The sequence below is a fragment of the Bacillus sp. R45 genome (genome assembly GCF_021729365.1).
In the GTDB taxonomy this organism is placed as follows: domain Bacteria; phylum Bacillota; class Bacilli; order Bacillales; family Bacillaceae; genus Bacillus; species Bacillus velezensis.
Map to the genome: position 1 here is coordinate 3670419 of NZ_CP091421.1, position 25927 is coordinate 3696345.

At 48.0% G+C, this 25927-nt stretch carries 27 protein-coding genes; 15 read left to right on the top strand and 12 right to left on the bottom strand.

Annotation, left to right across the window (positions count from 1 at the left end):
- Positions 1–2 precede the first annotated feature (2 nt).
- The gene (locus L3V45_RS18255; protein WP_236837145.1) at positions 3–1190 is read right to left on the bottom strand and encodes a class I SAM-dependent rRNA methyltransferase; all 1188 of its coding nucleotides are present in this window, start codon (positions 1188–1190) and stop codon (positions 3–5) included.
- A 94-nt stretch (positions 1191–1284) separates the two neighbouring features.
- Between L3V45_RS18255 and L3V45_RS18260 the strand changes: the two genes are divergently transcribed.
- Positions 1285–1668, top strand: a complete 384-nt coding sequence (locus tag L3V45_RS18260; RefSeq protein ID WP_003150894.1) for a glyoxalase GlxA — start codon at positions 1285–1287, stop codon at positions 1666–1668.
- A 27-nt stretch (positions 1669–1695) separates the two neighbouring features.
- Here the strand turns inward: L3V45_RS18260 and celB (L3V45_RS18265) are convergent, their stop codons facing one another.
- Entirely contained in the window at positions 1696–3030 is a 1335-nt protein-coding gene (celB, locus tag L3V45_RS18265) for a PTS cellobiose transporter subunit IIC (protein WP_003150892.1), read from the bottom strand.
- Between the two features lie 161 nt (positions 3031–3191).
- Here celB (L3V45_RS18265) and L3V45_RS18270 point away from each other — a divergent pair, with 161 nt between their 5' ends.
- A complete protein-coding gene (locus L3V45_RS18270) occupies positions 3192–4937 on the top strand; it encodes a S8 family peptidase (protein WP_043867665.1) in 1746 nt (581 codons plus the stop codon).
- 57 nt (positions 4938–4994) lie between these two features.
- Here the strand turns inward: L3V45_RS18270 and L3V45_RS18275 are convergent, their stop codons facing one another.
- From L3V45_RS18275 to L3V45_RS18285, 3 genes are all read right to left on the bottom strand, one after another.
- Positions 4995–5855, bottom strand: coding sequence for a glycosyltransferase family 8 protein (locus tag L3V45_RS18275; protein ID WP_095315506.1), 861 nt, complete (start codon positions 5853–5855; stop codon positions 4995–4997).
- Between the two features lie 259 nt (positions 5856–6114).
- The gene (locus L3V45_RS18280; RefSeq protein WP_003150885.1) at positions 6115–6747 is read right to left on the bottom strand and encodes a GTP pyrophosphokinase YwaC; all 633 of its coding nucleotides are present in this window, start codon (positions 6745–6747) and stop codon (positions 6115–6117) included.
- A gap of 131 nt (positions 6748–6878) precedes the next feature.
- Positions 6879–7814, bottom strand: coding sequence for a 1,4-dihydroxy-2-naphthoate polyprenyltransferase (locus L3V45_RS18285; protein ID WP_003150884.1), 936 nt, complete (start codon positions 7812–7814; stop codon positions 6879–6881).
- 443 nt (positions 7815–8257) lie between these two features.
- Between L3V45_RS18285 and L3V45_RS18290 the strand changes: the two genes are divergently transcribed.
- The 6 genes from L3V45_RS18290 (at position 8258) to L3V45_RS18315 (ending at position 13819) form a co-directional block, all read left to right on the top strand.
- Positions 8258–8407, top strand: a complete 150-nt coding sequence (locus tag L3V45_RS18290; RefSeq protein ID WP_003150882.1) for a teichoic acid D-Ala incorporation-associated protein DltX — start codon at positions 8258–8260, stop codon at positions 8405–8407.
- A gap of 15 nt (positions 8408–8422) precedes the next feature.
- A complete protein-coding gene (gene dltA, locus L3V45_RS18295; protein ID WP_236837147.1) occupies positions 8423–9934 on the top strand; it encodes a D-alanine--poly(phosphoribitol) ligase subunit DltA in 1512 nt (503 codons plus the stop codon).
- Positions 9931–11112: a D-alanyl-lipoteichoic acid biosynthesis protein DltB gene (dltB, locus tag L3V45_RS18300; RefSeq protein ID WP_003150877.1), complete on the top strand. Its 1182-nt coding sequence runs from the start codon at positions 9931–9933 to the stop codon at positions 11110–11112. Before dltA ends, dltB begins: the two co-directional genes overlap by 4 nt.
- A gap of 16 nt (positions 11113–11128) precedes the next feature.
- On the top strand, positions 11129–11365 hold the full coding sequence (gene dltC / locus L3V45_RS18305; RefSeq protein ID WP_003150875.1) for a D-alanine--poly(phosphoribitol) ligase subunit 2: 237 nt from the start codon (positions 11129–11131) through the stop codon (positions 11363–11365).
- Complete coding sequence (dltD, locus tag L3V45_RS18310; protein ID WP_165409222.1) at positions 11366–12544, top strand: D-alanyl-lipoteichoic acid biosynthesis protein DltD; 1179 nt, start codon at positions 11366–11368, stop codon at positions 12542–12544.
- 183 nt (positions 12545–12727) lie between these two features.
- Positions 12728–13819, top strand: a complete 1092-nt coding sequence (locus L3V45_RS18315) for a branched-chain amino acid aminotransferase (protein ID WP_032857213.1) — start codon at positions 12728–12730, stop codon at positions 13817–13819.
- Positions 13820–13859: 40 nt separating this feature from the next.
- Here the strand turns inward: L3V45_RS18315 and licH are convergent, their stop codons facing one another.
- The 7 genes from licH to L3V45_RS18345 all read right to left on the bottom strand — a co-directional run bounded on the left by licH (position 13860) and on the right by L3V45_RS18345 (position 20195).
- Positions 13860–15188, bottom strand: coding sequence for a 6-phospho-beta-glucosidase LicH (licH, locus tag L3V45_RS18320; protein WP_014419213.1), 1329 nt, complete (start codon positions 15186–15188; stop codon positions 13860–13862).
- A complete protein-coding gene (gene licA, locus L3V45_RS18325; RefSeq protein WP_003150867.1) occupies positions 15185–15517 on the bottom strand; it encodes a PTS lichenan transporter subunit IIA in 333 nt (110 codons plus the stop codon). Before licA ends, licH begins: the two co-directional genes overlap by 4 nt.
- Positions 15518–15535: 18 nt before the next feature.
- Positions 15536–16894, bottom strand: a complete 1359-nt coding sequence (gene celB / locus L3V45_RS18330; protein ID WP_003150865.1) for a PTS cellobiose transporter subunit IIC — start codon at positions 16892–16894, stop codon at positions 15536–15538.
- A gap of 15 nt (positions 16895–16909) precedes the next feature.
- Positions 16910–17218, bottom strand: coding sequence for a PTS lichenan transporter subunit IIB (gene licB, locus L3V45_RS18335; RefSeq protein ID WP_003150863.1), 309 nt, complete (start codon positions 17216–17218; stop codon positions 16910–16912).
- 98 nt (positions 17219–17316) lie between these two features.
- Positions 17317–19272 carry a transcriptional regulator LicR gene (gene licR, locus L3V45_RS18340; protein ID WP_003150860.1) on the bottom strand — a complete coding sequence of 652 codons (1956 nt, stop codon included), beginning with the start codon at positions 19270–19272 and terminating at the stop codon, positions 17317–17319.
- Positions 19273–19418: 146 nt separating this feature from the next.
- Positions 19419–19553 (bottom strand): hypothetical protein, encoded by a 135-nt coding sequence (locus L3V45_RS19560; protein ID WP_369719122.1) that lies wholly within the window; start codon positions 19551–19553, stop codon positions 19419–19421.
- 51 nt (positions 19554–19604) lie between these two features.
- On the bottom strand, positions 19605–20195 hold the full coding sequence (locus tag L3V45_RS18345; RefSeq protein WP_014306078.1) for a DNA-3-methyladenine glycosylase: 591 nt from the start codon (positions 20193–20195) through the stop codon (positions 19605–19607).
- Positions 20196–20436: 241 nt separating this feature from the next.
- On the opposite strand from L3V45_RS18345, the gene L3V45_RS18350 reads away from it, so the two are divergent.
- From L3V45_RS18350 to L3V45_RS18380, 7 genes are all read left to right on the top strand, one after another.
- Positions 20437–21435, top strand: coding sequence for a FecCD family ABC transporter permease (locus L3V45_RS18350; RefSeq protein WP_223151858.1), 999 nt, complete (start codon positions 20437–20439; stop codon positions 21433–21435).
- On the top strand, positions 21436–22449 hold the full coding sequence (locus L3V45_RS18355; protein ID WP_003150856.1) for a FecCD family ABC transporter permease: 1014 nt from the start codon (positions 21436–21438) through the stop codon (positions 22447–22449).
- 16 nt (positions 22450–22465) lie between these two features.
- The gene (locus L3V45_RS18360; protein ID WP_236837152.1) at positions 22466–23362 is read left to right on the top strand and encodes an ABC transporter substrate-binding protein; all 897 of its coding nucleotides are present in this window, start codon (positions 22466–22468) and stop codon (positions 23360–23362) included.
- A gap of 103 nt (positions 23363–23465) precedes the next feature.
- Positions 23466–23816 (top strand): ArsR/SmtB family transcription factor, encoded by a 351-nt coding sequence (locus L3V45_RS18365; RefSeq protein ID WP_014306081.1) that lies wholly within the window; start codon positions 23466–23468, stop codon positions 23814–23816.
- 13 nt (positions 23817–23829) lie between these two features.
- Positions 23830–25128, top strand: a complete 1299-nt coding sequence (locus L3V45_RS18370; protein ID WP_236837153.1) for an arsenic transporter — start codon at positions 23830–23832, stop codon at positions 25126–25128.
- A gap of 152 nt (positions 25129–25280) precedes the next feature.
- Complete coding sequence (locus L3V45_RS18375; protein ID WP_015387522.1) at positions 25281–25592, top strand: PTS sugar transporter subunit IIB; 312 nt, start codon at positions 25281–25283, stop codon at positions 25590–25592.
- A 14-nt stretch (positions 25593–25606) separates the two neighbouring features.
- Positions 25607–25924 carry a PTS lactose/cellobiose transporter subunit IIA gene (locus L3V45_RS18380; RefSeq protein ID WP_014306083.1) on the top strand — a complete coding sequence of 106 codons (318 nt, stop codon included), beginning with the start codon at positions 25607–25609 and terminating at the stop codon, positions 25922–25924.
- The last annotated feature ends 3 nt before the right edge of the window (positions 25925–25927 follow it).

Genomic DNA, 25927 nt, shown 5'->3' on the forward strand with positions numbered 1-25927 from the left:
TCCTATTTTTTCCGCAAGAAAACAACCTTCAAATAGTTCCCTTCTTTAAACGCGGGAATCGTTTTGAAATCTTCCGGAAGCGTGTATTCTTCCAAAATGTCGTAACGCTCATTTGTTTCTTTAAAGGCGGTCTCTATAAAACCTTTAAATTTCTTCATATTGAAGGCGCTGCTGTTTGTCGAAGCGACGATGATGCCGTTTTTTGCGGTGATGGCGATCGTTTCCTTCAGCAGGTTTTTATAATCTTTCGCCGCGCTGAACGTCCGTTTTTTTGTGCGGGCGAAAGAAGGCGGATCAAGGATGATGAGGTCAAACGCCAGCCCTTTTTTCTCCGCATAGCCGAAGTATTTGAAAACATCCATGACCTTAATGTCATGCGCCTCATAATCAATTCCGTTGGCGCTGAACTGTTCAATCGTTTTTGCGAGACTGCGGTTGGCGACATCGACGCTTGTCGTTTTCTCAGCTCCGCCAAGCGCCGCCGCAACGGAAAATGCCCCCGTATAAGAGAACGTATTCAGCACCCGTCTGCCGTTTGCATACTTGCCCCGAATCGCTTTGCGTACATGACGCTGGTCTAAGAAAATGCCCGTCATCGCCCCGTCGTTTAAATCCACCGCGTACCGTATGCCGTTTTCTTGAACAATGACCGGAAAATCTCCTCTTTCGCCTTTGACAAAATCGTCGTCTTCCACGTATTGCCCGGCAGTATCGAATCGTTTCTTTTCATAGATCGCTTTATAAGAAAGCTCCAGTCCGTCAATCGCCTCAATCATGCTGTCCTTATAAGCGTAAATTCCTTTACTGTACCATTGAATCAGCAGATAACCGTCATAAAAGTCAATCGTGACGCCGCCGATGCCGTCGCCCTCACCGTTGAAAAGCCGGAACGCCGTCGTATCGGGCGCGTTAAACAGATGGGCTCTTGCTTCAGCCGCTTTTTTCAGCTTGTCCAGAAAGAAACGTCCGTCGATCCGTTCATCTCTCGCGCGGGACAGCACCCAGCCGACTCCTTTATTCTGCAAACCGTAATAGCCTTTTCCGATAAACTCACCCTTCTCGGATGTCACATCAAAAAGATCGCCCTCTGTTAAATGAGCCGAGCTTCCGGACAGAGCGTCTTTTTCAATCAGGGGGAATCCTTTTTTCAGCTTTCCGGCAAATGTATCTTTCACTGTAAGTAGCTTCATTGTGCATTCCTCTTTCGTTTTGCTTTCTCTTATCGTACCATAAAACATGATCAACACCGCATTGTCCCGAAAAATTCAAAACAGGGGGAAAACCATGACAGCCAAAAGAATCGACCATACAGGCATTATGGTCAAAGATATTGAAACATCCATCGCCTTTTACCAAGACGTTCTCGGTATGCAGTTAAAGGATCGTATCACTCATACGAACGGCATTATTGAACTTGCCTTTCTCGGCTTTCAAGAAGGGCCGGAGACAGAAATTGAGCTGATCCAGGGCTACAGCAGCGAGCTTCCCGCAGAAGGAAAAGTGCACCATGTCGCTTTATTGACTGAAGATATCGCGGCGGAGTTCACGCATGCGAAGCGGCAGGGCGCCGTATTCATTGATGAAGAAATCACGACGCTTCCGAACGGATACCGCTACTTTTACATTGAAGGACCTGACGGCGAATGGATCGAATTTTTCCAGCGTTAAAAAAACGGGCGAAAGCGCCCGTTTTTTTTATGTTTCTTCTGTGACGTTTTGTTCCGCCGCCCGTTCCTCTCTCCATTTTTGAAGATCCCAAATTCGGAAAAACGGATAATAAATGATAAATGTAATCAGGAGATTGATCAGCTGCATGACCGATCCGGAGATTTTCCCGCCCGTCGCCAAATAACCGGAAATCAGCGGCGGCATCGTCCACGGCACGGCGATTCCCGCCGGTTTTGCCACCATCCCCGTGCTCATCCCGATGTATGTCGCCGTAATGGTCAAGAGCGGCGCGATGATAAAGGGCACGATTAACAGCGGATTCATGACGAGCGGCATCCCGAAAATAATCGGTTCGTTAATGTTAAAAATCGCGGGCCCGATGCCGAGACGGCCGAGCTGTTTCATCTGTTTGCTTCTGGAGCGCACAAGCATGGTCAGCACAAGGGCAAGCGTCGCTCCGCTTCCGCCGACATTAATCCATATTTGAAAGAACTGTGTCGTAAAAATGCTCGGCAGCGCTTCTCCCGCCTGAAAAGCCAAACGGTTGGCGTCCATCGCCCCGTACCAGATCGGCGACATGACGCCGCCGATTATGGACGCGCCGTGTATGCCGCACGACCAAAGCAGCATTTGCACGAATTCGGCGATAAGACTTCCGCCGAGACTCCCGCCCAAAATAGACAGCGGGGTGCCCAGCAGATCGCCTACGACGTTGTGGAGACTTTTAAAAGGAGTTATTTCAATAAACAGACGGGCCAGCCATACAAGCGTAATAATAATGAAACCGGGGATGAGCGCAACGAACGATTTGCTGACCGCAGGCGGCACTCCGTCAGGCATCTTAATGACGATATTTCTTTGTATAATAAACCGGTACACTTCCGTAGACAGCATTGCAATGATCATCGCGACAAACAGACCTTTGCTTCCGAGCAGCGAAATCGGTATGCCGCCTCCCACCATAATCTCTGTTGACGAGCCGTCAGGGATAAACGGAATCTGATACGGCGTCGCCAATAAAAAGGCGGCAAGGGCAATGGCTCCCGACGACAGGGCATCCACCTCATAGCTTTCCGCAAGCCGGTAAGCAATCCCAAAGGCGGCGACAAGCGCCATAATGTCAAAGGACGCATTCACGGGATACCCGAGCTTTTCAACCCAATTTTCACCGAAAAGACCAGCCATAAAATCGGCATAACCGGGAATCGGAAGACTCGTCAGAATCAGAAAAACCGATCCGATGATGATAAGCGGCATAGTCAAAATAATGCCGTCCCGCAAAGCTCTTAAGTGCCTTTGGCCGGCGACCTTTCCGGCGACAGGCATGATTTTTTCTTCCATGACCCGATTGAACGTACTCATTTATCAAAAACCCCCTTTTTGAGTTCATTGCGCAGATGTCTTAAAGCATTTTCTCCATCATATTTTGGAAACGCTTACATTTGCATACAGAAATTTTCCTTACCCCTCAGGAAAAAAAGAATTCCGCACTGCCGATATATAAAGAAAAAGGGGGAATCGCAATGTATCACACCCTGAAACCGATAATGGCCGCGGCCTTGTGCATCAGCCTGTTCTCCGCCGCGGCGCCCGCGCACGCCGAGACGCATGACCGGGACGTTATCGTGGTGTACAAAAATCAAAACGGCAAGGAATCCGCCATAGACAGCGGAGCGGATGTGGAACAGACCTATCAGCATCTTCCGGCAGTCGCCGTGTCAGCCGATTCGCAAACGGTGAAAGACCTGAAACAGGACCCTGACATCTTATATGTAGAAGAGAATGTATCCTTTCAGGCAGCAGGCGGTTCTGATATCCGCCCGTTATCAGCGGCCCAAAGCAGCAGTTACGTGCTGCCGCAATGGGATATCGAACCGACTCAGGTTAAGCAGGCGTGGAAAGAAGGCTTGACGGGAAAAAAGGTGAAAGTGGCTGTCATTGACAGCGGCATTTACCCTCATGATGATCTCTCCATTGCCGGAGGCTATTCCGCAGTCAGCTATACTCCCTCATACAAAGATGACAACGGACACGGGACGCATGTCGCCGGAATCATTGCGGCCAAACATGACGGATACGGCATTGACGGCATCGCGCCGGATGTCCGGTTATATGCGGTTAAAGCATTAGACAGAAAAGGAGCGGGAGATCTCAAAAGCCTTCTTAAAGCGATCGACTGGTCGATCGCCAATAAAATGGACATCATCAATATGAGCCTCGGGACAAACGCAGACAGCAAAAGTCTTCACGACGCCGTTGACAAAGCTTACAAAAAAGGAATCGTGATCGTTGCCGCCGCAGGAAACGACGGCAACAAAAAACCCGTCAATTATCCGGGCGCCTACAGCAGCGTAACGGCAGTCTCAGCGTCAACTGAAAAAAACGGGCTCGCAGCTTTTTCCACGACCGGAAAACAAATTGAGTTTGCCGCACCCGGCACTAATATTACGAGCACGTATCTGAATCAAATGTACGCCACGGCTGACGGCACATCTCAAGCCGCGCCGCACGTCACCGGCATGTTCGCGCTGCTCAGGCAGAAATACCCGGAGGAAACAAATACACAGCTCCGGCAGCAGATGCAGCAAAACGTCAAAGATCTGGGCGCTCCCGGACGTGACAGCCGATTCGGGTACGGACTGGCGCAATATCACACAAAACAAAAGAGCTTTGCCGAACGGGCCGTAATAAAAGCGGAAAAGACGAAAAAGCAGGCAGATATCAATCAAGCAAAAACGGCAGTCAGCAAACTGTCCAAGTCAAAGGGAAAAACCGCTCTCGAGGCGCGGATCAATAAAGTTCAGACGGCAAGAAATGTGACGGACGCAAGAGACAAAGTCCGGACTGCCGAAAAACAAAAGAAAAAAACCGCCGTCAATGCCGCACAAAGCGCCATCCGCAAATTACCGGCCGGTTCAGAGAAAAAAGGGCTGCAAAAGCGGCTGAACGCTGTCAACTCAAGCCTTTTGAGAACAGCTGAAGCCAGCGTCAAGCAGGCGGAAAAAAAGACCTCTGAGGCCAACACCGCAAAAGCCCAAAAAGCAGTCAGCGAAATCCAGCCGGGAAAAGAAAAAACCGCTCTGGAAAAACGGCTTGGCCGGATAAAAGATAAACTCAACCGGCAGCAGGCAAGAGACAAAGTAAAAACGGCGGAAAAAACCAAGACGAAAAAAGCAAAATCAGCGGCGCAAACGGCAGTCAGCCGATTGAAGCCGTCTGCCGAAAAGACCAGCCTGCAAAAACGCGTGCGTGCGATTCGGGTGAAATAATAAAAAAAACGCTTGTGAGCCGGTCAACGGCTTCACAAGCGTTTTCATCACATCTGCCTATTGGTTCATGGCCGGGCGGTCAATCGTGTTCCATTTCGTAAAGGACATATATCGGAAATAATGATCACGATACGGGTGCGAGGTGCCTGTATTCCAAGGCTTGTCCCCGCCGCAGAAATGGACGATGGCCGGTTCGGCACGTGTTTCTCTGTAACGTATACGGTCGATCAGTTCAGGAGGCGTTTTCTCATTCATGATAATATGCGTCTGCGCGTTCCAGCGCGGATGCAGTTCATGCCATTGATCATATAAGATCGCGTTAAGCGCGTCCTGATCATGAAACACGAGAAAATCCTCCGAGCTGTTATCATTGATAAAATCAATCACTTTTTTAGAAACATTCTGTTTTCTCCAAGGTTCGAAATCTATAATCATAATACCGGAATTAAAATATTTGGCAGTGTCGCTGATATTCATTTTTTTCAGTCTTTCATGCTGTCCGGCATCTTCTACCGCCGCAACTATTGCCGGGGAAATATCCAAGTCCCATAAAACCGAAATATCTTCCATCACAATTGCATCGCAATCGATGTAAATCATCCGCTTTACGGACTCATCCTTAATTAAATCAGGGATAGAAATGCGGTAATAAGCCGCTTTTGTAATGTGGCTGCTTTCGACTGCATGCTTGTATTGATCAGCGTCTACTTCTAAAAATTCAAGCGGCGTTCCGAATGACATCGCAGTCTGTTCAAGCTTGTCCTTGTTTTCGGCAGTAATTCCGCCGTCGATCACATATAATTTGGCATTCCTTGTTTTATCCATATTCATCAATAAAGAAGCGAACATCCCACCCAAATGACGAGCATAATTATCATCGGCACATGATACGATATGCATTGTTTCATTCTTTCCCACTGATATTCATCTCCCTTTTTGTTGTACAAATGTCTTTCCCTTTTTTTAAAAAGTAAACCTCAATCTTACACATTTTTTCTGCGGGAATGTGCTGTTTGCGATTTGATATCTATTGCATTCTCTATTCAAATTCAATCAGGATTTCAGCCTGAATCATTGTCAGAATACATCGCGCGGGAAAGCGAAAACACCTAAACATAAAAACAACCAGCCGGACTGCGTATAATAGCGGTCCGGCTGGTTGTGACGGGTCAATCGTTTAATCGACTTCTTTCTTAATCCCAAGCATCTTTTCGTCTAAATAATGGGCGATGTCCGCCGCTTCCTTCAGCTCGTCGGTCAGATGCTTTGGGACTTCGTTATTTAATTTGTAATAAATTTTATGTTCAAGGCTCGCCCAAAAATCCATGGCGATGGTGCGGATTTGAATTTCCGCCTTCACATATTCCACACGATTCGTCAAATAAACGGGAATTTCAATAATCAAATGCAGGCTGCGGTAGCCGTTCGGCTTCGGGTTTTTGATATAATCCTTCACCTTTACGATCTTCAAGTCCTTATGCTGCTTCAAAACCTCAGCGACATTATAAATATCGGAAATAAAGGAACAGATAATCCTGACACCCGCGATATCATGAATATGCTCTTTCATTTCCTGCGTCGTCACATCGCAGCCTTTGCGCATCAGTTTATTGACAATGCTTTCAAAACTCTTCACGCGTGATTTTGTATGCTCGATCGGGTTATGCCCGTGAATCAGATTATATTCCTGGCTGATGATAGAAAACTTCGTATCCAGCTCATCTAAAGCGAATTTATAAACTAATAATTCATTTTTCCAATCTTCCATGACCGTTTTTAAATCATCCATATGGGCTGTTGACAAGTCCATTTTTTTCATCTCCTTGCTTTGCTGTCCATATATGAGACGGGTCAATCCGCGGTCAGGTTCTTTACAATATCGTGAAGATTATGTCATAAAAAAAAGCAAATGCCGGTTATGGCATTTGCCCTTTCATTTGATCAGCGGAAATAACTGATCAGGAGTCCGATTGAAAGCAGGAATCCGAAGAATGTATTGGTTTGCGCCGTTGATTTCATCGCAATAATCATGTTCATCGGCATTTCGTTTTTCACAAAGCCTTTCACGGCCTGAACGGGTTTCGGCACGCTCAAAAAGACCAGGAACAGCCACGGGCTTGTGTAACCCATGATGACAAGACCGACGATCCAGATGTAAGCGATGGCAAAAGATGCCGCCAGTATCATAACGGCCCCTCTATGCCCCATCAAAATGGCCAGCGTTTTACGTCCGCCTTTTTTATCTTCCTCAATATCACGGATATTGTTGGACAGGTTAATCGCTCCGACCAGAATGGCGATCGGGATGGAAATCAAAATGCTCTGTTCATTAATTCTGCCTGTCTGAATGAAGAAAGAAATAAGGACAAATACAGAGCCCATGCAAATGCCGGAGAACAGTTCCCCGAACGGTGTATACGCAATCGGCAGCGGGCCGCCTGTATACAGATAGCCGATCAGCATGCCGGCAAGGCCGATAGCCGCAAGCCACCAGCTGCTGCTCATGCAGATATAAACACCGAGCACGAGAGCAATCGCATAAGAGCCGAGCGCCAGCTGCAGAATTGTTTTCGGCTTCATGCCGTGGCGGACGATCGCTCCGCCGATACCGACGGAATCCTCGGTATCTAAACCGCGTTTAAAATCGTAATATTCATTGAATAAGTTCGTGGCGATCTGGATCCAAAGGCAGGAAAACAGCATGGCCAAAAACAGCAGGAAATCAACCTTTACGTAAAACATCGCCAATACGGTGCCGAGAAGTACGGGCACAAACGATGCCGTCAATGTATGAGGGCGGGTTAGCTGCCACAAAATGCGGCCCATGCTTTCTTTCTCGGGCGTCTTTTGGCTGCCCCCCATATTGTTTTGATTCATTTTCCTCTTCCTTTCTATTAAAAGGCTTTCACAGTCAGCCGATAACAGTAGTGTTGAATTGGGGTTTTCACGTTTTCTGCTACCTTATCTATCATAATAATTTCTTCCTCATTTCACAAGATGCGGCGCTTTATCAGCTATCCTGCCGGAAACGGCTTTTCGCCCTTCTCCCTTGGGGTTCGGCACAAGCCTGCTTAAGAAAAAGCCGCCAAAATTTTTTTACCTCGTTTATATTTACGATAAGTTAAAAATCCCGCCTGAACAGCGCCTTTTTAGTATGATCATTTGCCAATTTATACATGCGTGTTTTCCATCCTTTTGTTTCTCATTCATTTTTAAGGAAATTTTAAGCTTAGGATATTAGACATATTTTGAAACTTTTTGTTAATCTAATCGTCATATACTGGTGTAATTATTGAATACGCGGGGAAGGAATTTTGAATATGATGCAAAAATTAAAACGTGCTTATGAAAATACATTGATCAAATGGACGTTTCATACGGGCTTTTATTTTCTGATATTAGTATTGCTCTTTTGGATGTATGGATTTCATACAGCGAATACCGGCACTTATATTTACAACGATTTCTAATCGGGGAGGATAACTATGAAACTACTTGATGCTATAAAAACATACGCAGACGCCAAGCCGCAGGCCGAAGCGTTTCGTTCCTTAGATCATTCCCTCACTTACGGGGAATTATGGGATTTGTCGGAGCGGGTTGCGTCCGGCATTCAAAAACATACAGCTGACGGTTCGAAAGCGCCTGTCCTGGTTTACGGACATATGGAGCCGAATATGATCGTTTCTTTCTTGGGAAGCGTCAAAGCGGGCCGCCCTTACATCCCTGTCGATGTTTCCATTCCGGCGGAGCGGATCGTCAAAATCATTGAAAGCTCAGGCGCAGAGCTGCTTATCAGCGTATCGGGCGATGCAGTCGATACGGGAAGCAATCTGATTAAAACCGTTACGCCCGAAGAGCTTGCAGCTGACGGAGATGCAGACCTCAGCCGTGAGAACTGGGTAAAAGAGCTGGATACGTTTTACATTATTTACACGTCCGGCAGCACGGGAAATCCGAAAGGCGTGCAGATATCGGCTGATAACCTGCAAAGCTTCACTGACTGGATCTGCAGGGATTTTCCTGTGGGCGGGGGTAAGACATTCTTAAACCAAGCTCCGTTTTCTTTTGATTTATCTGTCATGGACATTTTCCCGTCGCTTCAAACGGGAGGTACGCTGCACTGCGTAACGAAAGACAAAATCAATAAACCGAAAGTACTATTTGAAGAGCTGGAGAAATCCAAACTGAACGTCTGGACATCGACGCCGTCTTTCGTCCAAATGTGTCTGATGGACCCCGGCTTTACGCAGGAGCTCCTGCCTGAGGCAGAAGTATTTATGTTTTGCGGAGAAGCGCTTCCGGCTGCCGTGGCACAGGAACTGTTAAACCGTTTTCCGAAGGCCCGCGTATTCAATACATACGGCCCGACTGAAACAACGGTTGCCGTCACCTCCGTTGAAATTACGCAGCAGATTATCGATGAAAATGAATCTCTGCCCGTCGGTTTTGCAAAACCCGATATGAATATCTTCATCATGGATGAAAACGGGAATAAGCTTCCGGACGGAGAAAAAGGGGAAATCATCATCGCCGGCCCGAGCGTGAGCAAAGGCTATCTCGGTGAACCGTCTCTGACGGAAAAAGCGTTTTTCTCAATTGACGGCCAGTGGGCATATCACACGGGTGATGCCGGTTATGTTCAGCATGGTCAGATTTTCTGCCAAGGACGCCTTGATTTCCAGATTAAGCTTCACGGCTACCGCATGGAGCTGGAGGAAATCGAAGTACATGTAAGGCAGTCTCAATATGTGCAGACGGCGGTTGTCATCCCGTATCAGCCTAACGGACCAGTCGAATATTTAATTGCCGCCATCGTGCCTGAAAAACATGATTTTGAAAAAGAATTCCAGCTGACAAGCGCCATTAAAAAAGAACTGGCCGCTTCGCTTCCGGCCTACATGATTCCGAGAAAATTCATTTATCAGGATCACATTCAAATGACTGCGAACGGAAAAATCGACCGTAAACGCATTGGCGAAGAGGTTCTTGTATGACGCCTTACAGCTCGTTTTTCTTCTTTATCTTACTTGGAATCCTTCTTTTGCCGACGATTATTTTAGGGCTGAACGGCAAGAGATTCCAAGGATACAACATGTTTATATCCATCATCGTATTGGCTTTGATTTTCGCGCATGATCTGCACGGCGTGATCGCACTATGTATCTTTACGCTGTGGCAGGTGCTTTTAATCAGGGGTTATCTCGCTTACAGACTGAAAGCCAACAGCGGCTTTGTCTTCAGTATGGCCGTGATCGCGTCCATTTTACCCCTGTTTTTATCTAAATTATGGCCGTTTTTCTTCCCGCCGGCGCCTCATCATCCGGTTCATAACCTGATCAGTTTCTTAGGAATTTCTTATTTGACATTTAAAGGCGTCCAGCTGATCATGGAAACGAGAGACGGACTGATTAAAGAAAAAATGCCGCTTCACCGCCTTTTGTACTTTATTATGTTTTTCCCGACCATTTCTTCCGGTCCGATCGACAGATACCGCAGATTTGCCAAGGACGAACAGAAAGTATGGACAAAGGGAGAATACGCTGATTTACTGTATACCGGCATTCATAAAATTTTTATCGGTTTCTTGTACAAATTCATTATCGGATATGCGATTAACACGTATTTCATTATGAATCTGTCTCATATCACCCACAGTAAACTGTGGGGTAATGTGCTGTACATGTACGGATACAGCTTGTACCTGTTTTTTGATTTTGCGGGTTACACGATGTTTGCCGTCGGTGTAAGCTATATCATGGGTATCAAATCTCCGGAAAACTTTAATAAGCCGTTTATCAGCAAAAACATTAAAGACTTCTGGAACCGCTGGCACATGTCCTTATCCTTCTGGTTCAGAGACTACGTATTTATGCGCTTTGTATTCTGGATGACAAAGAAAAAATGGATAAAGAACCGGATGGCCGTCTCGAACATCGGGTATTTCCTGCTGTTCATGCTGATGGGCGTCTGGCACGGACTCGCCCTGCAATATATTATATACGGCCTTTACCACGCCGTATTAATGACCGGGTATAACTTTTTTGAGAAATGGAATAAGAAATACAAGTGGCTGCCCGCCAATCGTTTTACGGCCTTTTTAGCCATCGTCATCACATTCCATTTCGTATGTTTCGGATTTTATATTTTCTCAGGAAAACCATTTCATCACTAAAGGAGATTGAAAACACATGGAATTTAAACAGGAAGTATTAGACGTATTAGCTGAGGTTTGTCAGGAGGACGCTGTGAAAGAAAATCCTGATATTGAAATCTTTGAAGAAGGACTGCTTGATTCTTTCGGAACTGTAGAACTGCTTGTCGCCATCGAAAACCGCTTCGGCATTACAGTGCCGATCACTGAATTTGACCGTGACGAGTGGAATACGCCAAACAACATTGTAAACAAACTGACTGAGTTGAAGTAAATGAAAAAGCGTTTCTTTGGACCAATTATTTTAGCGTTTGTCCTGTTTGTCGGAGCTATCGCAGTTCCGGCTTCATGGCTTACGCGCTTCATTCCTGAAAAACGTGTCGAAGAGTCGGCAGCGGCCTTAAATCCGAATATGTTCCAGGGCCTCTATCTGCAAAACAAAATGTTTGAAGACACGAAGTATATGCCGATTTTCGGTTCTTCCGAGCTTTCAAGACTGGATGAGTTTCACCCGTCCAACTATTTCCAAGTGAACAACCAAGGCTTCACGCCTTATCTTGTCGGAAAAGGCGGGGACCAATCCTTGATACACGCCGTGAACTTTGCGGCGCATTATCAGCAGCTGAAGGGCAAAAAGCTGGTATTCATTGTTTCTCCGCAATGGTTTATCAAAAAAGGTTCTGATGAACAGCACTTTGCGCCGAATTTTTCATCACTTCAGGCATTGGATTTAGCATTTAATAACCAGATTGATCCCGCGGTCAAAAAGAACATGATGAAGCGCATGCTCCGTTTTAAAGTTGTTCAGCATGATGCCGTCCTTTCTGAATTATACAAGGGAATGGTCAACGGACAATCATGGAAAGTGAAAGCGGTCATGCCGGCTGCCAAAGCTTATTATTCTCTGCTTGAGAAAAAAGATCTTTATTATTCAATGGGAGAAACCAAGGGCCCTGAACGGACGATCTCTGAAAACCTGAAAGGGAAATCGTGGTCAGAGTTAAAAACAGCCGCCGCTCAATTAGGAGAACGGAGCTCCAAGTCCAATCCTTTCTATATCGATGACGCTTCTTATAAAAAGATTAAGAAGAAAGTAAAGAGAGTGAAAGGAATCAACAAAGGAAGAACGTACGCCAAATCAGTCGAATATCACGACTTTGAGGATATGCTGGACATTCTGAAAGATGCCGGCGCTGAACCGATGTTCGTAGTTATTCCGGTCAACGGAAAATGGTATGACTACACCGGCTTCCCGAAAAAAGGCCGGACTGATTACTACAAAAAAGTCACTAAGCAAATTAAAGCGAAGGGCTTTCAGGTTGCCGACTTATCCGGGCACGAATATGATCCGTACTTTATGAAAGACACCATCCATATCGCCTGGAAGGGCTGGGTGTACGTCGATAAAGCAATGGAGCAGTTTTACAAAACCGGCAAGGTGACGGTTCACTGAGCACGATGATGACAGAATATGTAAAAACGAACACGCAGGGGGCATTCTCTCCCCTGCTTTTTATGTGATTTGATTTTTTCACAAATTTGAGGAAAACTATTGCGAATATTTGTTGAAGGTATACAATAGAATATAAATTATTTTCAAATAAGTTTGACAATAACACCAATAGGGAGACAGAACATTATGAAACAAGACATTCGTGTTGAATTGACTTCAGCCAAAAAACCGAAACCGGACCCCCATAACCTTGCGTTCGGCAGAATTTTCACCGACCATATGTTTGTTATGGATTACGACGCCGATCAAGGCTGGTATGATCCGAGAATTATCCCTTATCAGTCCATCTCAATGGATCCTGCGGCCATGGTTTATCATTACGGCCAAACCGTTTTTGAAGGGCTTAAAGCGTATGTAACGAAGGATCAGGAAGTGCTTCTGTTCAGACCGGAGAAAAATATGGAGCGCCTGAACCAGTCAAATGACCGCCTTTGCATCCCGCTCATTGATGAAGAGCTTGTTCTTGAAGGCCTGAAACAGCTCGTAGCCATCGACCAAGACTGGATTCCGAAAGCGGAAGGCACTTCCCTTTATATCCGTCCGTTTATTATTGCGACTGAGCCTTTCCTCGGTGTAGCGGCATCCCATACGTACAAGCTGTTTATCATTCTTTCCCCGGTCGGCTCTTATTACAAAGAAGGCATTAAACCGGTAAAAATCGCCGTGGAAAACGAATTCGTGCGCGCCGTCAAAGGCGGCACCGGAAATGCGAAAACCGCCGGCAACTACGCATCAAGCCTGAAAGCGCAGCAGGTTGCGGAAGAGAAGGGATTTTCCCAGGTTTTATGGCTTGACGGCATTGAGAAAAAATACATCGAAGAAGTCGGCAGCATGAACATCTTCTTCAAAATCAGCGGCGAAATCGTGACGCCGGAGCTGAACGGAAGCATTCTTGAAGGAATTACGCGGAATTCCGTCATCACCCTTCTCAAACATTGGGGACTGACTGTGTCTGAGCGGAAGATTTCGATCGATGAAATCATCCAGGCGCATCGTGACGGCCGATTGGAAGAAACATTCGGAACCGGTACGGCGGCGGTCATTTCTCCGGTCGGCGAACTGATCTGGAATGATGAAAGTCTTGTCATCGGCAGCGGTGAAACCGGAGAGATCTCGAAGAAATTGTATGATACCATTACAGGCATTCAAAAAGGCGCGGAAGCCGACGTGTTCGGCTGGACGACGAAAGTCGCCTCACTAAGCGAATCAAAATAAGCAAAAAACCCGGAAGCGAATCCGGGTTTTTTTACTGCTCTTATGCTTCAATCGACTTAAAGAAATGGGGCAGATGTTCTTTGTGGGCCTCAAGCATTTCATCCAGAATGGCCTTTGCCACGGAGTCTGACGGGACAAGAGGGTTGATCGTCATCGCAAGAAGCGCCGTTTGATAATCTCCCGTGACGGCTGCTTCAGCGGCGACGCGTTCAAATGATTTGATTTGCTGGACGAGTCCGCGGACAGACACCGGCAGATCACCGACGGCGATCGGTTTCGGACCGTCTTTCGTCATGACGCAGTTCACTTCGACCGCTGAGTCATTCGGAATGCTGGCGATCGCGCCGTTGTTGATCGTATTGACGGGCTGGATATCATGTTTGTCGTTATAGATGGAGCTGATCAGGTTGCAGGCCGCGTCACTGTAGTACGCTCCGCCCCGTTTTTCCAGCTGCGGCGGTTTGATGGCGAGATTCGGATCTTTGTACAGTTCGAACAGTTCTTTCTCAACCTTCTGCACGACCTCGGCGCGTGTGCCCTCCGTCTGTGATGCTTCTATTTCATGCTCGAGCATTTCTTTCGTTTTGAAATAATAGCGGTGGTAGCCGCAAGGAATCAGATCGAGCGCCTTCAGGAATTCAGGCTCCCATTCCGCTCCGGAAATGTTTTTCATCGTCATGGCGTTTTTCGGGTCTCCCATGGCTTCAATGACTTGATCTTTCACGCTGACGCCGTCTAAGAAAACATCTAACCCGAAGACCATATGATTCAGTCCGGCAAATTGCACTTCGATCCGGCTGACATCCACATCCAATGCTTTTGCGACGCCCATTTTAATGCCGATCGGCACATTGCAGAGGCCGACGACTTTTGTGAGATTCGAGTAGCGGAGCAAGGCCTCGGTAACCATGCCGGCAGGGTTTGTGAAATTCACAAGCCACGCATTCGGACAAAGCTCTTCGATGTCTTTCGCGATTTCCAGAATAACCGGGATGGTGCGCAGCCCTTTGAATAAACCGCCCGGACCGTTTGTCTCCTGGCCGATTACGCCGTATTTTAACGGAATCCGTTCGTCTTTGGCGCGGGCCTCAAGGAGACCGACGCGGAATTGAGTCGTTACGAAATCCGCATCCTTCAAGGCTTCTCTCCGGTCAAGCGTCAGGTGAATCTCTATCGGAACACCCGCTTTTTCGACCATGCGTTTTGCAAGCGTGCCGACGATATTGAGTTTTTTCTCGCCTTCGGGAATGTCGACGAGCCATAATTCTCTGACAGGCAGTTCCTCATAGCGCTTAATGATGCCTTCCACAAGCTCCGGTGTATAGCTTGAACCTCCGCCGATCGTTACAATTTTAATTCCTTTTGTCATATTTTTGCTCCCCCTTGCAGACTCACTTTTTCGTAAATCTCGACTAACTCAGCGGCCAAGTCTTTCACGGTCATGGCATTCATTAAATGATCCTGCGCATGCACCATTAAAAGCGTCATGTCTGTTTTTTCTCCGCCGGCTTCATTTTGGATCAATTCTGTCTGGTAATGATGGGCTTCGGTCAGTTCCCTTGCGGCTTCCTGAAGCTTTTCCTCGGCCATGGCTCTGTCCCCCCGCTTTGCGGCGGCAATGGCTTCCATTGATGCGCTTCTGCCGTTGCCGCCATGCAGGATGATCTGAAAAATGGTCTGTTCCATTTTTTCATTCATGTGTTTCACTCCCTTTCTCTACAGCACGGCTTTTTCGTCTCCCTGTACGGCTGGCGCCTGCGATTGTTCAAGTTCGTTTTCTTCTTTCAGCTTTTGCGAATCCCACATTCTGAAGAACGGATAGTACACGATAAAGGCTGTGATGATATTAATCGCCTGCATGACAGCCCCTGATATTTTTCCGCCCGTGGCAAGATAGCCGGAGAAAATCGGCGGCATCGTCCATGGGACGGCAATGCCGGCAGGTTTGGCGACGAGGCCTGTGCTCATGCCGATATAGGTAAAGACCAGTGTGACAAGCGGTGTGATGATGAACGGAATGAGAAGCATCGGGTTCATGACGATCGGCATTCCGAAAATAATCGGCTCATTAATATTAAAGACAGCCGGCCCGATGGCGAGTTTCCCAAGCTGCTTCATCTGCTTGCTTCGCGAACGTAGAAACATGGTGACCACGAGCGCCAGTGTCGCGCCGCTTCCGCCGATGTTGATCCAGATTTCAAAGAACTGCTGGGTGAAAATATTCGGCAGCGCATCGCCTGCCTGAAACGCAACCCGGTTGGCATCCATCGCTCCGAACCAGATCGGCGCCATGACGCCGCCGACAATGTTCGCCCCATGTAATCCGCACGCCCACAAAAGCATTTGAACCGCTTCGGCTACCAGGCTTCCGCCGAGACTTCCCCCAAGAATCGAGAGGGGCGTCCCCAGTACAACGCTTACAATGTTATGAAGGCTTTCAAACGGCGTCGCTTCGACAATTAAACGCGCACCCCAGATCAGAAAGATGACGGCAAAGCCGGGAATTAAAGCGACAAATGATTTGCTGACCGCCGGAGGCACGCCGTCCGGCATTTTGAAGACGAAATTCCGCTGGATGATCAGGCGGTAAATTTCCGTCGACAGCATGGCGATGATCATCGCGACAAACAGCCCTTTGCTTCCCATGAGAGACAGCGGGATGCCGCCGCCCACCATGATTTCCTCTTTTGCGCCGGAAGGCAGAAACGGAACTTTGTACGGCGTTGCCAAGAGAAACGCCGCCAAAGATATCGCACCGGCCGATAATGCGTCCACCCCGTATTTTTCAGCCAGGCGGTAGGCGATTCCGAAAGCGGCGACAAGGCCCATGATTTCAAAGGTCGCATCAACCGGATATTGCAGTTTTTGAGACCAGGCGCTTCCGAACGTCTTCGCCATGAAATCCGCATATCCCGGAATCGGCAGGTTGCCGATGATCAGAAAAAACGAACCGATGATGATAAGCGGCATGGTGAGGATGATTCCGTCACGCAATGCTTGAAGATGCCGCTGGGAGGCAATTTTTCCGGCAATGGGCATGACTTTCTCTTCTAAAAACTGGTTCACCTTATTCACACGGCCCGCCCCTTTCTACGATGCGTTTCCGAGCTGTTCCGCTGATTTCAGAACCTCCGCTCCGTTACAAGTGCCGTAATGGACGGTATTGATGACTTCAACCGGCACTCCTTTTGATTCACCCAATTTTTTCAGCTGCGGAAGCAAATAACGGACTTGAGGCCCAAGCAGCAATACGTCCGCTTTATCAATATGCTGGTTGACTGAATCGCCTGACACCGCCCAGATTTTATATTCTTTTCCTTGTTCCTGCGCGCTTTTTTCCATCTTGGTGACGAGTAAGCTTGTTGACATCCCTGCTGCACAAACGAGTAATATATTCATGTAAAAGACCTCCTGAAAGTTTGATATTTTGTATGTCTCGATGTTAGTAACATCATATTATGAAATCGCTTTCATAACTACTCAGGCTTTTTCCGCTGCTAACGGAAAAAAGGTGTATCCCGGTCTTTCTCTGATCGTTTGTCTCTGAATACTCGTAAAACCTCCTGATAGGTTGTGCATTTTAAGAGACGGCTTACCGCGGCCGGATCATCCAACATGCCGCCGAGCCATTTGTACATATGCTGGAGGTCGGCTTTGCTTTCTTTCTCGACGCAGAGCAGACAGACAAATTGGACACGCTTATCCGCCCAGTCAATCGGCTTCTTCAGCGTGCATACCGCCCAAAACGTCGTGTCTGTCTGCGGAACGAGCGGGTGCGGAATCGCCGTAAGATTGCCGAAACTCGTAGGAGAAATCGCTTCCCTTTCAAAAATAGAATCGGTCAGAGAATCAGAAGCGAGGCCGGCTTCTGCAACCTGCTGTCCGAGAAAACGGATGACGTCCTCCTTCGTCTCCAGATCCTGCTGCAAAAATACCAGCTCCGGTTTCAGAAAGTTCAATTGTTCCCGATTTTCTTCCAGCATGGCGTCGATTTTTGTAAAATCCCCGCCGCCCAGCAGCGTATGAACCTTCAATACGGGAACGGGCAGGTCTTTTTTGATCGGCACTGTGCTGACCACAAAATCAATCGACTCAAAGGAAAGCTGGTCAAGGCTGCAGTAATCAGCCGTTCCGACGATTTCAAGACGTTTTGCGAACCGGGAACGGAGCTTTTCTCTTAAAAGCTGCGCGCTGCCGGCGCCGGACGCACAGACAATCAGACAGCGTTTAGGCGGCCGTTCCGTCTTTCTCCTTTCAATGGCGGCTCCGAAATGAAGCGCCAAATACCCGATCTCATTTTCATGAATATCAATGCCGGTTTGCTCCTTGATCACGATTCCCGCAATCACTCCCGCTTCAAATGCGAGCGGATAATTCTCCTTTATGGCGGAGAGCATCGGGTTTCTCAGGTTCATTCCGTACCGGTTTCGGTTAATCGCCGGCTTGATATGGAGCGCAAGACCCGCTTTCAGCTCATTGTCGTCCGTGATTCCGAGCTTCAGCTCCCGCTCAATGGCTTCAATCATGGCCTCCGTCAAACGGCTGGTTTCCCCGTCTATCAGTCTTGTAAGCTCTTTTCCTTCCATTTGTGACTGGGTCATGCGCTTTGTCCCGAGCAGGTGAATGGCGATATAGGCGGTTTCCTGTTCGGGAAAGGTGACCGAAAGCGCAGATTCAAGCTCTTTTACAATGGCTTCCGCTGACTGATATTCTGTTTCGAGCTTAATATCATGAAGATCTTCCGGAATGAGAGATACATAGTTTTCTGTCCGGATTCGTTTGCAGGCAATGGCGATATGGATGATGAGATTGTTCAGGCCGAAGAAAGAAAGCGGGATCTTATGGTTTCGAACCTGCTTCATAATGGCTGTGCGGATCACATGAATGTCGTCTTTCGGCAGAATACCGGCCTTTTCACTCAGGAGATCAGGCTCGGGCTCGCGGTCGTCCACTAAGTATTCCGCCATACAATAACGGAGGCGGAGCTCTTCGCCGCGCAGCTTAAAGCCGTAGTTCGGCCTTGTTTCCAAAATGATGTCATAGGGGCGGAGCCGTTTTTTGACTTCTTTTAAATCAGATTGAAGTGTGGATTTACTGATGAACAGTTCTTCCGCCAAGTCATCCAGCTTGAGGTAGCCGTCGGCCAGAAGCATTCTTTTCATCAGGTAATCTATCCGTTCATCGGGAAAAATCGGCACGGTGCTGTTCTGCTGGAAATTGTCCTGAAGCCAGTTTTTAAACGGCTGCTCATTCCGGATCAGCAGCTTATAGCCGCTCCCTCTGACAGATTGAATGGATGCGCCGTGTTTTTCTACAATGGTTTGCAGTTCCTTTATGTCATTGCGGACCGTCCGCGTCGTTACCTTTACATTTGCAGCGATGACTGAGCTTGTAACCGGTGTTTCAGCAGCTAAAAGCAAGCGCAGAAGTTCACGAAGCCGCCCATGAAGCATGAGAAAAACCTCCTATCAGATCAGATGCAGATGTGAAAAATGGGCAAAAAGAATGAGGAAGGGGTAAATGTATGTAAATTCTATACTGGGGAGGATTTCAAGTCAATGCAGCAATCCGATGCCAAGACCGTAAAAAAACAGCCGGATCAGCCGGCTGTTCGGGATGCGGACATGCGGTTCCGCTTAGATGCCTTCCGTTCTTTTATGATTTTTCTGATAATCGGATAGATGACGGGCGCCCATTTGATAATCGTTTTGAAAAATTTTTTCAATGTCTGAATCCCCTTTCTTTTACCTTGTCTTTCCCCTGTTATCAGCGTTTATAAACATGGTCAGCGTGAGACATACCGGTTCCCCGTCACCCAATAGCGCCACGGATAATCCCGGGCTTCTCCGCTGTTGTCAATCCCGATTCTCGGGCCTGTTGATATATGTTCAGGCGTAAAGCCCTCCGTAATATACAGCGGCGGTTCCGTGATCATGCCGCCGTAGTCGTTCATTGAAATGCCCATCGCCTTCGTCAGTTTTCCCGGGCCGTTTGTCCACTCTCTCGGGGGTCTGCCCGGTCTCCTGCTCTCCATCAGGAACTGTCCTTCATGAGGCTCCGCCGCCCTGATTAACACGGCCTGCGGAATGCCGATGTCCGCGGCGACGACGTTCATTAATGTATGAGTGTGCATGACGTATGTATAAATGCGGCCCGCCTCATGGAACATAATTTCCGTCCGTTTCGTGCGCCGGTTGCCGAAACTGTGCGCCGCCCGGTCATCCGCTCCCATATAAGCTTCCGTTTCCACGATATAACCTGAAGCCGTTCCCTCATCCGTCTCCTTCACAAGGAGACAGCCGAGCAATAAAGGGGCAAGCTCCACTGACGGTCTCTGGTAAAATTCAATCGGCAAAGGCTTTCCTTCTCCCGCCATTTGCCTCCCTCCTTTCTGAATATAGCGATTTCCTCTTTCACGTTTTTCACTTCTTTTTTACAATATAAACATGAAAGAAAAAAGGGCATCATTGTTGAACACTCTATTGCGTTTTGAAAATCGGCCCGGTATAATATGATGGTTCAAATGAAAATGATTCTCATATTCAATAAATGCCGGACAATGATCATAAAAGTAGGTGAATTGATTTTTGAGCGATTCTGTCACGTCCGCAAGCCGTCTGATCAGCATCTTAAAAAACGGGGTTTTCTTCCTGATCGCGGTGATCGGGCTGCTTGTTTCTATTTTTTTCGCCGTCTCATTCGGCGCGAAAGACATTACTTTACATACGGTTTGGTCGGCTGTTGCTGATTACAATCCGAACATAACGGGCCAGCAGATCATTCATGAATTGCGTCTTCCGAGAGTGCTCGGCGCGGCCGTTACAGGAGCCGCTTTTGCCGCAGCCGGCGCCCTCATGCAGGGTGTCACGAGAAATCCGCTTGCCGATTCGGGTGTCTTAGGCGTAAACGCGGGCGCCATGTTTGTTGTTGCGCTCAGCTTTGCTTTTTTCCCTCATTTGTCATACGCCCTGCTGATGGTGATGTCATTTTTGGGAGCACTGGCAAGCACCGGCTTGATTTTCTTTATCAGTGCGGCGGGAAAAGGCAGCATGACACCTTTAAAGGTGACGCTTGCCGGGGCGGTCGTGGCCGCGCTTTTACATTCACTCAGTACCGGTGTAGCGATTTATTACGATTTAAGCCAGGATTTGGCCTTCTGGTACGCCGGCGGGGTGTCGGGGATCAAGTGGGCTCATTTACAAGTCCTTGTTCCCGTGATTGCGGTCTTCATCATTCTCGCGACATTCATGGGCAGGTCCGTCACCCTTCTCTCAATGGGAAATGACGTGGCGGCGAATTTAGGGGTGAACACGGCTCTGACGCGTACCGCGGGATTAATGATCGCCGTCGTTCTTGCCGGTGTGTCTGTTTCCGCTGCCGGCGCGATCGGCTTTGTCGGGCTGGTCATTCCTCATATCGCCCGCAAGATCGTCGGCGTTACGTACAGGCTGATTATTCCGATGTCCGCGTTGCTTGGCGCGATTCTTTTGATTTTGGCCGACTTGGCCTCACGCACGGTCAGTCCCCCGAGAGAATTGGCGATAGGCATCATGGTGGCACTTGTCGGTGTCCCTTTCTTTCTTTATATTGCCCGCAAGGAAGGGAGAGACTTATAAATGAAAGTGCAGAAAGAAACAAAAAAAGCGGCGGCGGCAGGTCTCGTTCTGCTGGTCATCGCCGTTTGCATTATTCTGATCGGGCTGCACACGGGCTCATTCCGGCTTTCTCCCCTCACCGTGGGAAAAACGCTGTTCGGATACGGCACGTTTCAAAGCACAACCGTTTTATTCGATTACCGGCTCCCCCGGATACTGGTGACGATGCTGGCCGGTATCGGCTTAGGCGTGTCGGGCGCTATTTTGCAGGGTGTATCCCGAAATCCGCTTGCCGATCCGGGCATTCTCGGACTGCATGCCGGCGCTTCCTTCGGTTTGATGATGTATATCACATTCTTTCATTCCCTGGAGGCGCAGGCGTCGATGTTCATCCCGCTGTTTACGTTTGCGGGCGGAACACTCGCCGCCCTGCTGATCGTAGTGCTTACGTACGACAGGCTGAACGGTTTTTTAACGATCCGCATGCTGTTGGTCGGGATCGCCGTTTCCGCGGGCTTCAGCGCCGTTACATTGTTTATGTCGCTGCGCCTGAATGAAGAAACTTATACCTTCGCTTCCCGCTGGCTGGTGGGAAACGTCTGGGGCAGGGATTGGATTCACGTGTGGTCGCTATTGCCTTGGATCGGCATTCTCGCACCGCTTGCATGGCTTAACGCCCGGTCTTTGAATATTTTAATGCTCGGTGACCAGGCAGCCGCGGGGCTCGGCGCACACGTGCAGAGAAAAAGGATCATGCTGATCGCCATAGCGGTCGGCTTGTCCTGCGCGAGCGTCGCGATGGCCGGCGGAATCGGCTTTATCGGCTTTGCCGCCCCTCACTTGGCAAGACGGCTCGTCGGCACCATGCATCAGCATATTATTCCGATTGCTGGATTAATCGGCCTTGTCATTCTTGTCGCGGCAGACACCATCGGCCGGTCTTTGTTTCAGCCGAACGCCATTCCGGCCGGCGTGGTTGCGGCAGCCATCGGCGCGCCGTATTTTCTCTATCTCGTCATGAAAATCAAATCATAAAACAAGGAGTATTCCCATGAAAAAAATAATTGCGCTCATCAGTTTCATGTGTATTTTCTTACTGGCTGCCTGCCAATCCGATTCATCACAGCCGGAGTCAAAAAAGAAATCCGGCGATCATAAAATCGCTTCGATGTCCATTCACCTGACAAATGATCTGCTGGCTCTCGGCGTTACACCTGCAGGTTCCGTCGTGGGCGGAGAATTAAAAGATTTTCTCCCTCATGTGAAAAATCAGCTGAAAGACACGAAAAAACTCGGACCTGCCTCAGACCCGGATATGGAAGCTTTACTTGAGCTGAATCCAGACAACATTTATCTTGATAAAGAATTTGCGGGAAAAGATGTGTCAAAATACAAGAAAATCGGAAACACACACGTTTTCGACCTTGATAAAGGCACATGGCGTGATCATTTAAAAGACATCGGAAAAATCGTCAACCGTGAAAAAGAAGCGAAAGCATTTATTCAAGATTACGAAGATGAAACAAAACAAGTCAGATCCATGATGAATAAGGAATTAGGGAAAAACGCCAAAGTCATGGCGATCCGCGTGAACGCAAAAGAGCTTCGCGTCTTCAGCACACGCCGCCCGATGGGACCGATTCTGTTTGACGATCTGAAGCTGAAACCGGCTGACGGCATTAAAGAAATGAACACCTCCCGCCCTTATGAAGTCATTTCTCAAGAAGTGCTGCCTGATTACAACGCAGATGCGATTTTCGTGGTCGTTAACAGAGACGACAAGTCACAGCAAGCCTATAAAGAATTGCAAAAAAGCGCTGTCTGGGAAGGGCTTAAGGCCGTGAAAGCAAACCATGTCTATAAAATTGCCGATCAGCCTTGGCTTGATTATTCGGCACTGGGAAATAAATTAGCAATGGATGAAGCGAAAAAACTGTTCCAAAAATAAACATGAGCCGGTTTTGCAAAAAGTGCAAGACCGGCTTTTTTTATATTGCCGTTTACTTATATAAACGTCTGCTTATATAATAGTGTAAAAAAGGAGTGAGCGCATGGAACGGCGGCATAATGCTTTAAGTTCCGAAGGGATCAGCCAGTGCCTCAAACTTCTAAGCGACCCGACGAGGCTTTTGATGCTGAAGCTTCTGGAGGATAAGGAATATTGTGTCTGCGAGCTGACGGCTATTTTTCATATAAGTCAGCCCGGCATCAGCCAGCACTTGCGGAAATTAAAGAACGCCGGCCTTGTGCGCGAAAGACGCGAGGGCCAGTGGCGGTACTATGCCATTCATCCGTCCGGACCGGAATACGCGCTGGTTTGCTCGATTCTGCAGCAGATAGATGAAAAGGACGAAGTTTTACAGACATTGCGGCAAAAAGAAGTCACTGTTACATGCCGGTAAGGGGGATATATTCTTGGGAGTTGCGGTTTTATCAGCGCTGATTTTTGTGCTGACACTTGTGTTTGTCATATGGCAGCCGAAACATATATCAATCGGCTGGTCTGCCTGCGGCGGAGCGGTCCTCGCTTTGATCGCCGGAGCAGTCAGCCTGCACGATATCGCGGAAGTGACGGGGATCGTCTGGAATGCGACACTCGCCTTTATCGCCATTATTATCATTTCATTAATTCTTGACAGTATCGGTTTTTTTGAGTGGGCCGCGCTGCATATGGCCATGGCGGCCAAAGGCAGCGGGCTGCGGATGTTTCTCTATGTGTCGGTCTTAGGGGCTGTTGTCTCCGCCCTGTTTGCCAATGACGGAGCGGCGCTCATTTTGACGCCGATCGTACTGGCGATGGTGCGGGCTTTGAATTTACCTGAAAAGCTGGTTTTTCCGTTTATTATCGCCGGGGGATTCATCGCCGACACCACCTCGCTTCCGCTCGTTGTAAGCAATTTGGTCAATATTGTATCCGCTGATTACTTTCATATCGGGTACATTGAATATGCATCACGCATGCTGGTGCCCAACCTTTTTTCTCTGGCGGCAAGCATTTTGGTGCTGTATCTCTATTTCAGAAAAAACATTCCGAAACGGTATGACACCGGTCTTGTGAAACATCCGGCATCCACGATTAAGGATGAACGCCTTTTCCGGTTATCGTGGGCTGTGCTGGCCGTTTTATTGATCGGATATTTCGTCAGCGAACTGCTGTCGATACCCGTTTCCTTCGTTGCCGGCTCCATCGCGGTCATTTTTCTCATTCTGGCGCAGCGAAGCCCCGCCGTCCCTGCGAAACAAGTCATCAAGGACGCCCCGTGGGCCATCGTGTTTTTTTCTGTCGGCATGTATGTTGTCGTGTACGGCTTGCGGAATGCCGGACTGACGGATCTTCTTTCTCAGCTTATTCAGAAAGCGGCGGATCACGGATTGTTTGCGGGCACACTCGGAATGGGTTTTATCGCTGCGATCCTCTCCTCCGTTATGAATAACCTGCCGACGGTGATGATTGACGCCATAGCCATCAGCGGAACGGACACTCACGGGCTGCTGAGAGAAGCATTGATTTACGCGAATGTTATCGGTTCTGACCTCGGGCCGAAAATCACGCCGATCGGGTCGCTGGCGACATTGTTATGGCTCCACGTGCTGAGCCGGAAAAACGTGAAAATTTCCTGGGGAATGTATTTCAAAACAGGTCTGATATTAACCATTCCGACGTTATTCATCACCCTGATCGGACTTTATTTATGGCTGTTATGGCTCGCTTGAGATGAAAAACCTTTTAAGTTGAATCTTAAAAGGTTTTTTGTGTCAAAAATCCGAAAAGTAAAACTTTTATATTTTAAAAGTATAGACATTTAATTTCAAAAGATTATAATATTCATGAAAACGTTTTAACTTTATGAAAGAAGGGATTCCTCATGAAAAGAATTTTATTAGCCTGCAGCTCAGGCATGTCCACCAGCCTTCTTGTCACGAAAATGCAGAATTACGCCAGCTCCATCGGTGAGGAGGCCGAGATTTGGGCAGTCGGACAGGATAAAGCAAAAGAAGCGATGAAAGACGCAGACGTCGTACTGATCGGCCCGCAGATGAGTTTTTTAAAAGGCGAGCTTCAGAAAGAGGCGGACCCGCTTCACATCACCGTTGATGTGATTGATATGATGGCATACGGCATGGGAGACGGCAAAAAAGCATACGAACAGGCCGTTTCCTTGATAGAGAACAAATAAAGGAGGCGATAAGCATGGAAACGTACACGGATGAACAGATCAGTTTTCAGCTGATTCTTCACAGCGGCAATGCCCGCAGCTGTATTATTCAATCGATACGCGCTTATAAAGACGGCCGGCCAGATGAGTCAGACACCTTTCTGACAAAGGCTGAAGAAGAACTGGGAAAAGCGCACGACATCCATTTTCAGATGATTCAAAAAGAAGCCGGCGGCGCCAAGACGGATGTCTCCCTGCTTTTTATGCATGCTGAAGACCACTTAATGTCAGCGCTCTCAATGAAAGAGATCGTCAAAGAAATGCTCGACTTATTTCAATCAAAGAATTTATAAAAA

Excerpts from the sequence above, each read along its gene's own strand:
- L3V45_RS18255 (WP_236837145.1), bottom strand. The coding sequence starts at position 1,190 with ATGAAGCTACTTACAGTGAAAGATACATTTGCCGGAAAGCTGAAAAAA.
- licR (WP_003150860.1), bottom strand. The coding sequence starts at position 19,272 with ATGCTTCATGGGCGGCTTCGTGAACTTCTGCGCTTGCTTTTAGCTGCT.
- dltC (WP_003150875.1), top strand. The coding sequence starts at position 11,129 with ATGGAATTTAAACAGGAAGTATTAGACGTATTAGCTGAGGTTTGTCAG.
- licB (WP_003150863.1), bottom strand. The coding sequence starts at position 17,218 with ATGAATATATTACTCGTTTGTGCAGCAGGGATGTCAACAAGCTTACTC.
- celB (WP_003150892.1), bottom strand. The coding sequence starts at position 3,030 with ATGAGTACGTTCAATCGGGTCATGGAAGAAAAAATCATGCCTGTCGCC.
- dltA (WP_236837147.1), top strand. The coding sequence starts at position 8,423 with ATGAAACTACTTGATGCTATAAAAACATACGCAGACGCCAAGCCGCAG.
- L3V45_RS18290 (WP_003150882.1), top strand. The coding sequence starts at position 8,258 with ATGATGCAAAAATTAAAACGTGCTTATGAAAATACATTGATCAAATGG.
- L3V45_RS18360 (WP_236837152.1), top strand. The coding sequence starts at position 22,466 with ATGAAAAAAATAATTGCGCTCATCAGTTTCATGTGTATTTTCTTACTG.
- L3V45_RS18345 (WP_014306078.1), bottom strand. The coding sequence starts at position 20,195 with ATGGCGGGAGAAGGAAAGCCTTTGCCGATTGAATTTTACCAGAGACCG.
- L3V45_RS18280 (WP_003150885.1), bottom strand. The coding sequence starts at position 6,747 with ATGGACTTGTCAACAGCCCATATGGATGATTTAAAAACGGTCATGGAA.
- L3V45_RS18270 (WP_043867665.1), top strand. The coding sequence starts at position 3,192 with ATGTATCACACCCTGAAACCGATAATGGCCGCGGCCTTGTGCATCAGC.
- licA (WP_003150867.1), bottom strand. The coding sequence starts at position 15,517 with ATGAATGAAAAAATGGAACAGACCATTTTTCAGATCATCCTGCATGGC.
- dltB (WP_003150877.1), top strand. The coding sequence starts at position 9,931 with ATGACGCCTTACAGCTCGTTTTTCTTCTTTATCTTACTTGGAATCCTT.
- L3V45_RS18380 (WP_014306083.1), top strand. The coding sequence starts at position 25,607 with ATGGAAACGTACACGGATGAACAGATCAGTTTTCAGCTGATTCTTCAC.
- L3V45_RS18285 (WP_003150884.1), bottom strand. The coding sequence starts at position 7,814 with ATGAATCAAAACAATATGGGGGGCAGCCAAAAGACGCCCGAGAAAGAA.
- L3V45_RS18375 (WP_015387522.1), top strand. The coding sequence starts at position 25,281 with ATGAAAAGAATTTTATTAGCCTGCAGCTCAGGCATGTCCACCAGCCTT.
- dltD (WP_165409222.1), top strand. The coding sequence starts at position 11,366 with ATGAAAAAGCGTTTCTTTGGACCAATTATTTTAGCGTTTGTCCTGTTT.
- licH (WP_014419213.1), bottom strand. The coding sequence starts at position 15,188 with ATGACAAAAGGAATTAAAATTGTAACGATCGGCGGAGGTTCAAGCTAT.
- L3V45_RS18260 (WP_003150894.1), top strand. The coding sequence starts at position 1,285 with ATGACAGCCAAAAGAATCGACCATACAGGCATTATGGTCAAAGATATT.
- L3V45_RS18365 (WP_014306081.1), top strand. The coding sequence starts at position 23,466 with ATGGAACGGCGGCATAATGCTTTAAGTTCCGAAGGGATCAGCCAGTGC.
- L3V45_RS18355 (WP_003150856.1), top strand. The coding sequence starts at position 21,436 with ATGAAAGTGCAGAAAGAAACAAAAAAAGCGGCGGCGGCAGGTCTCGTT.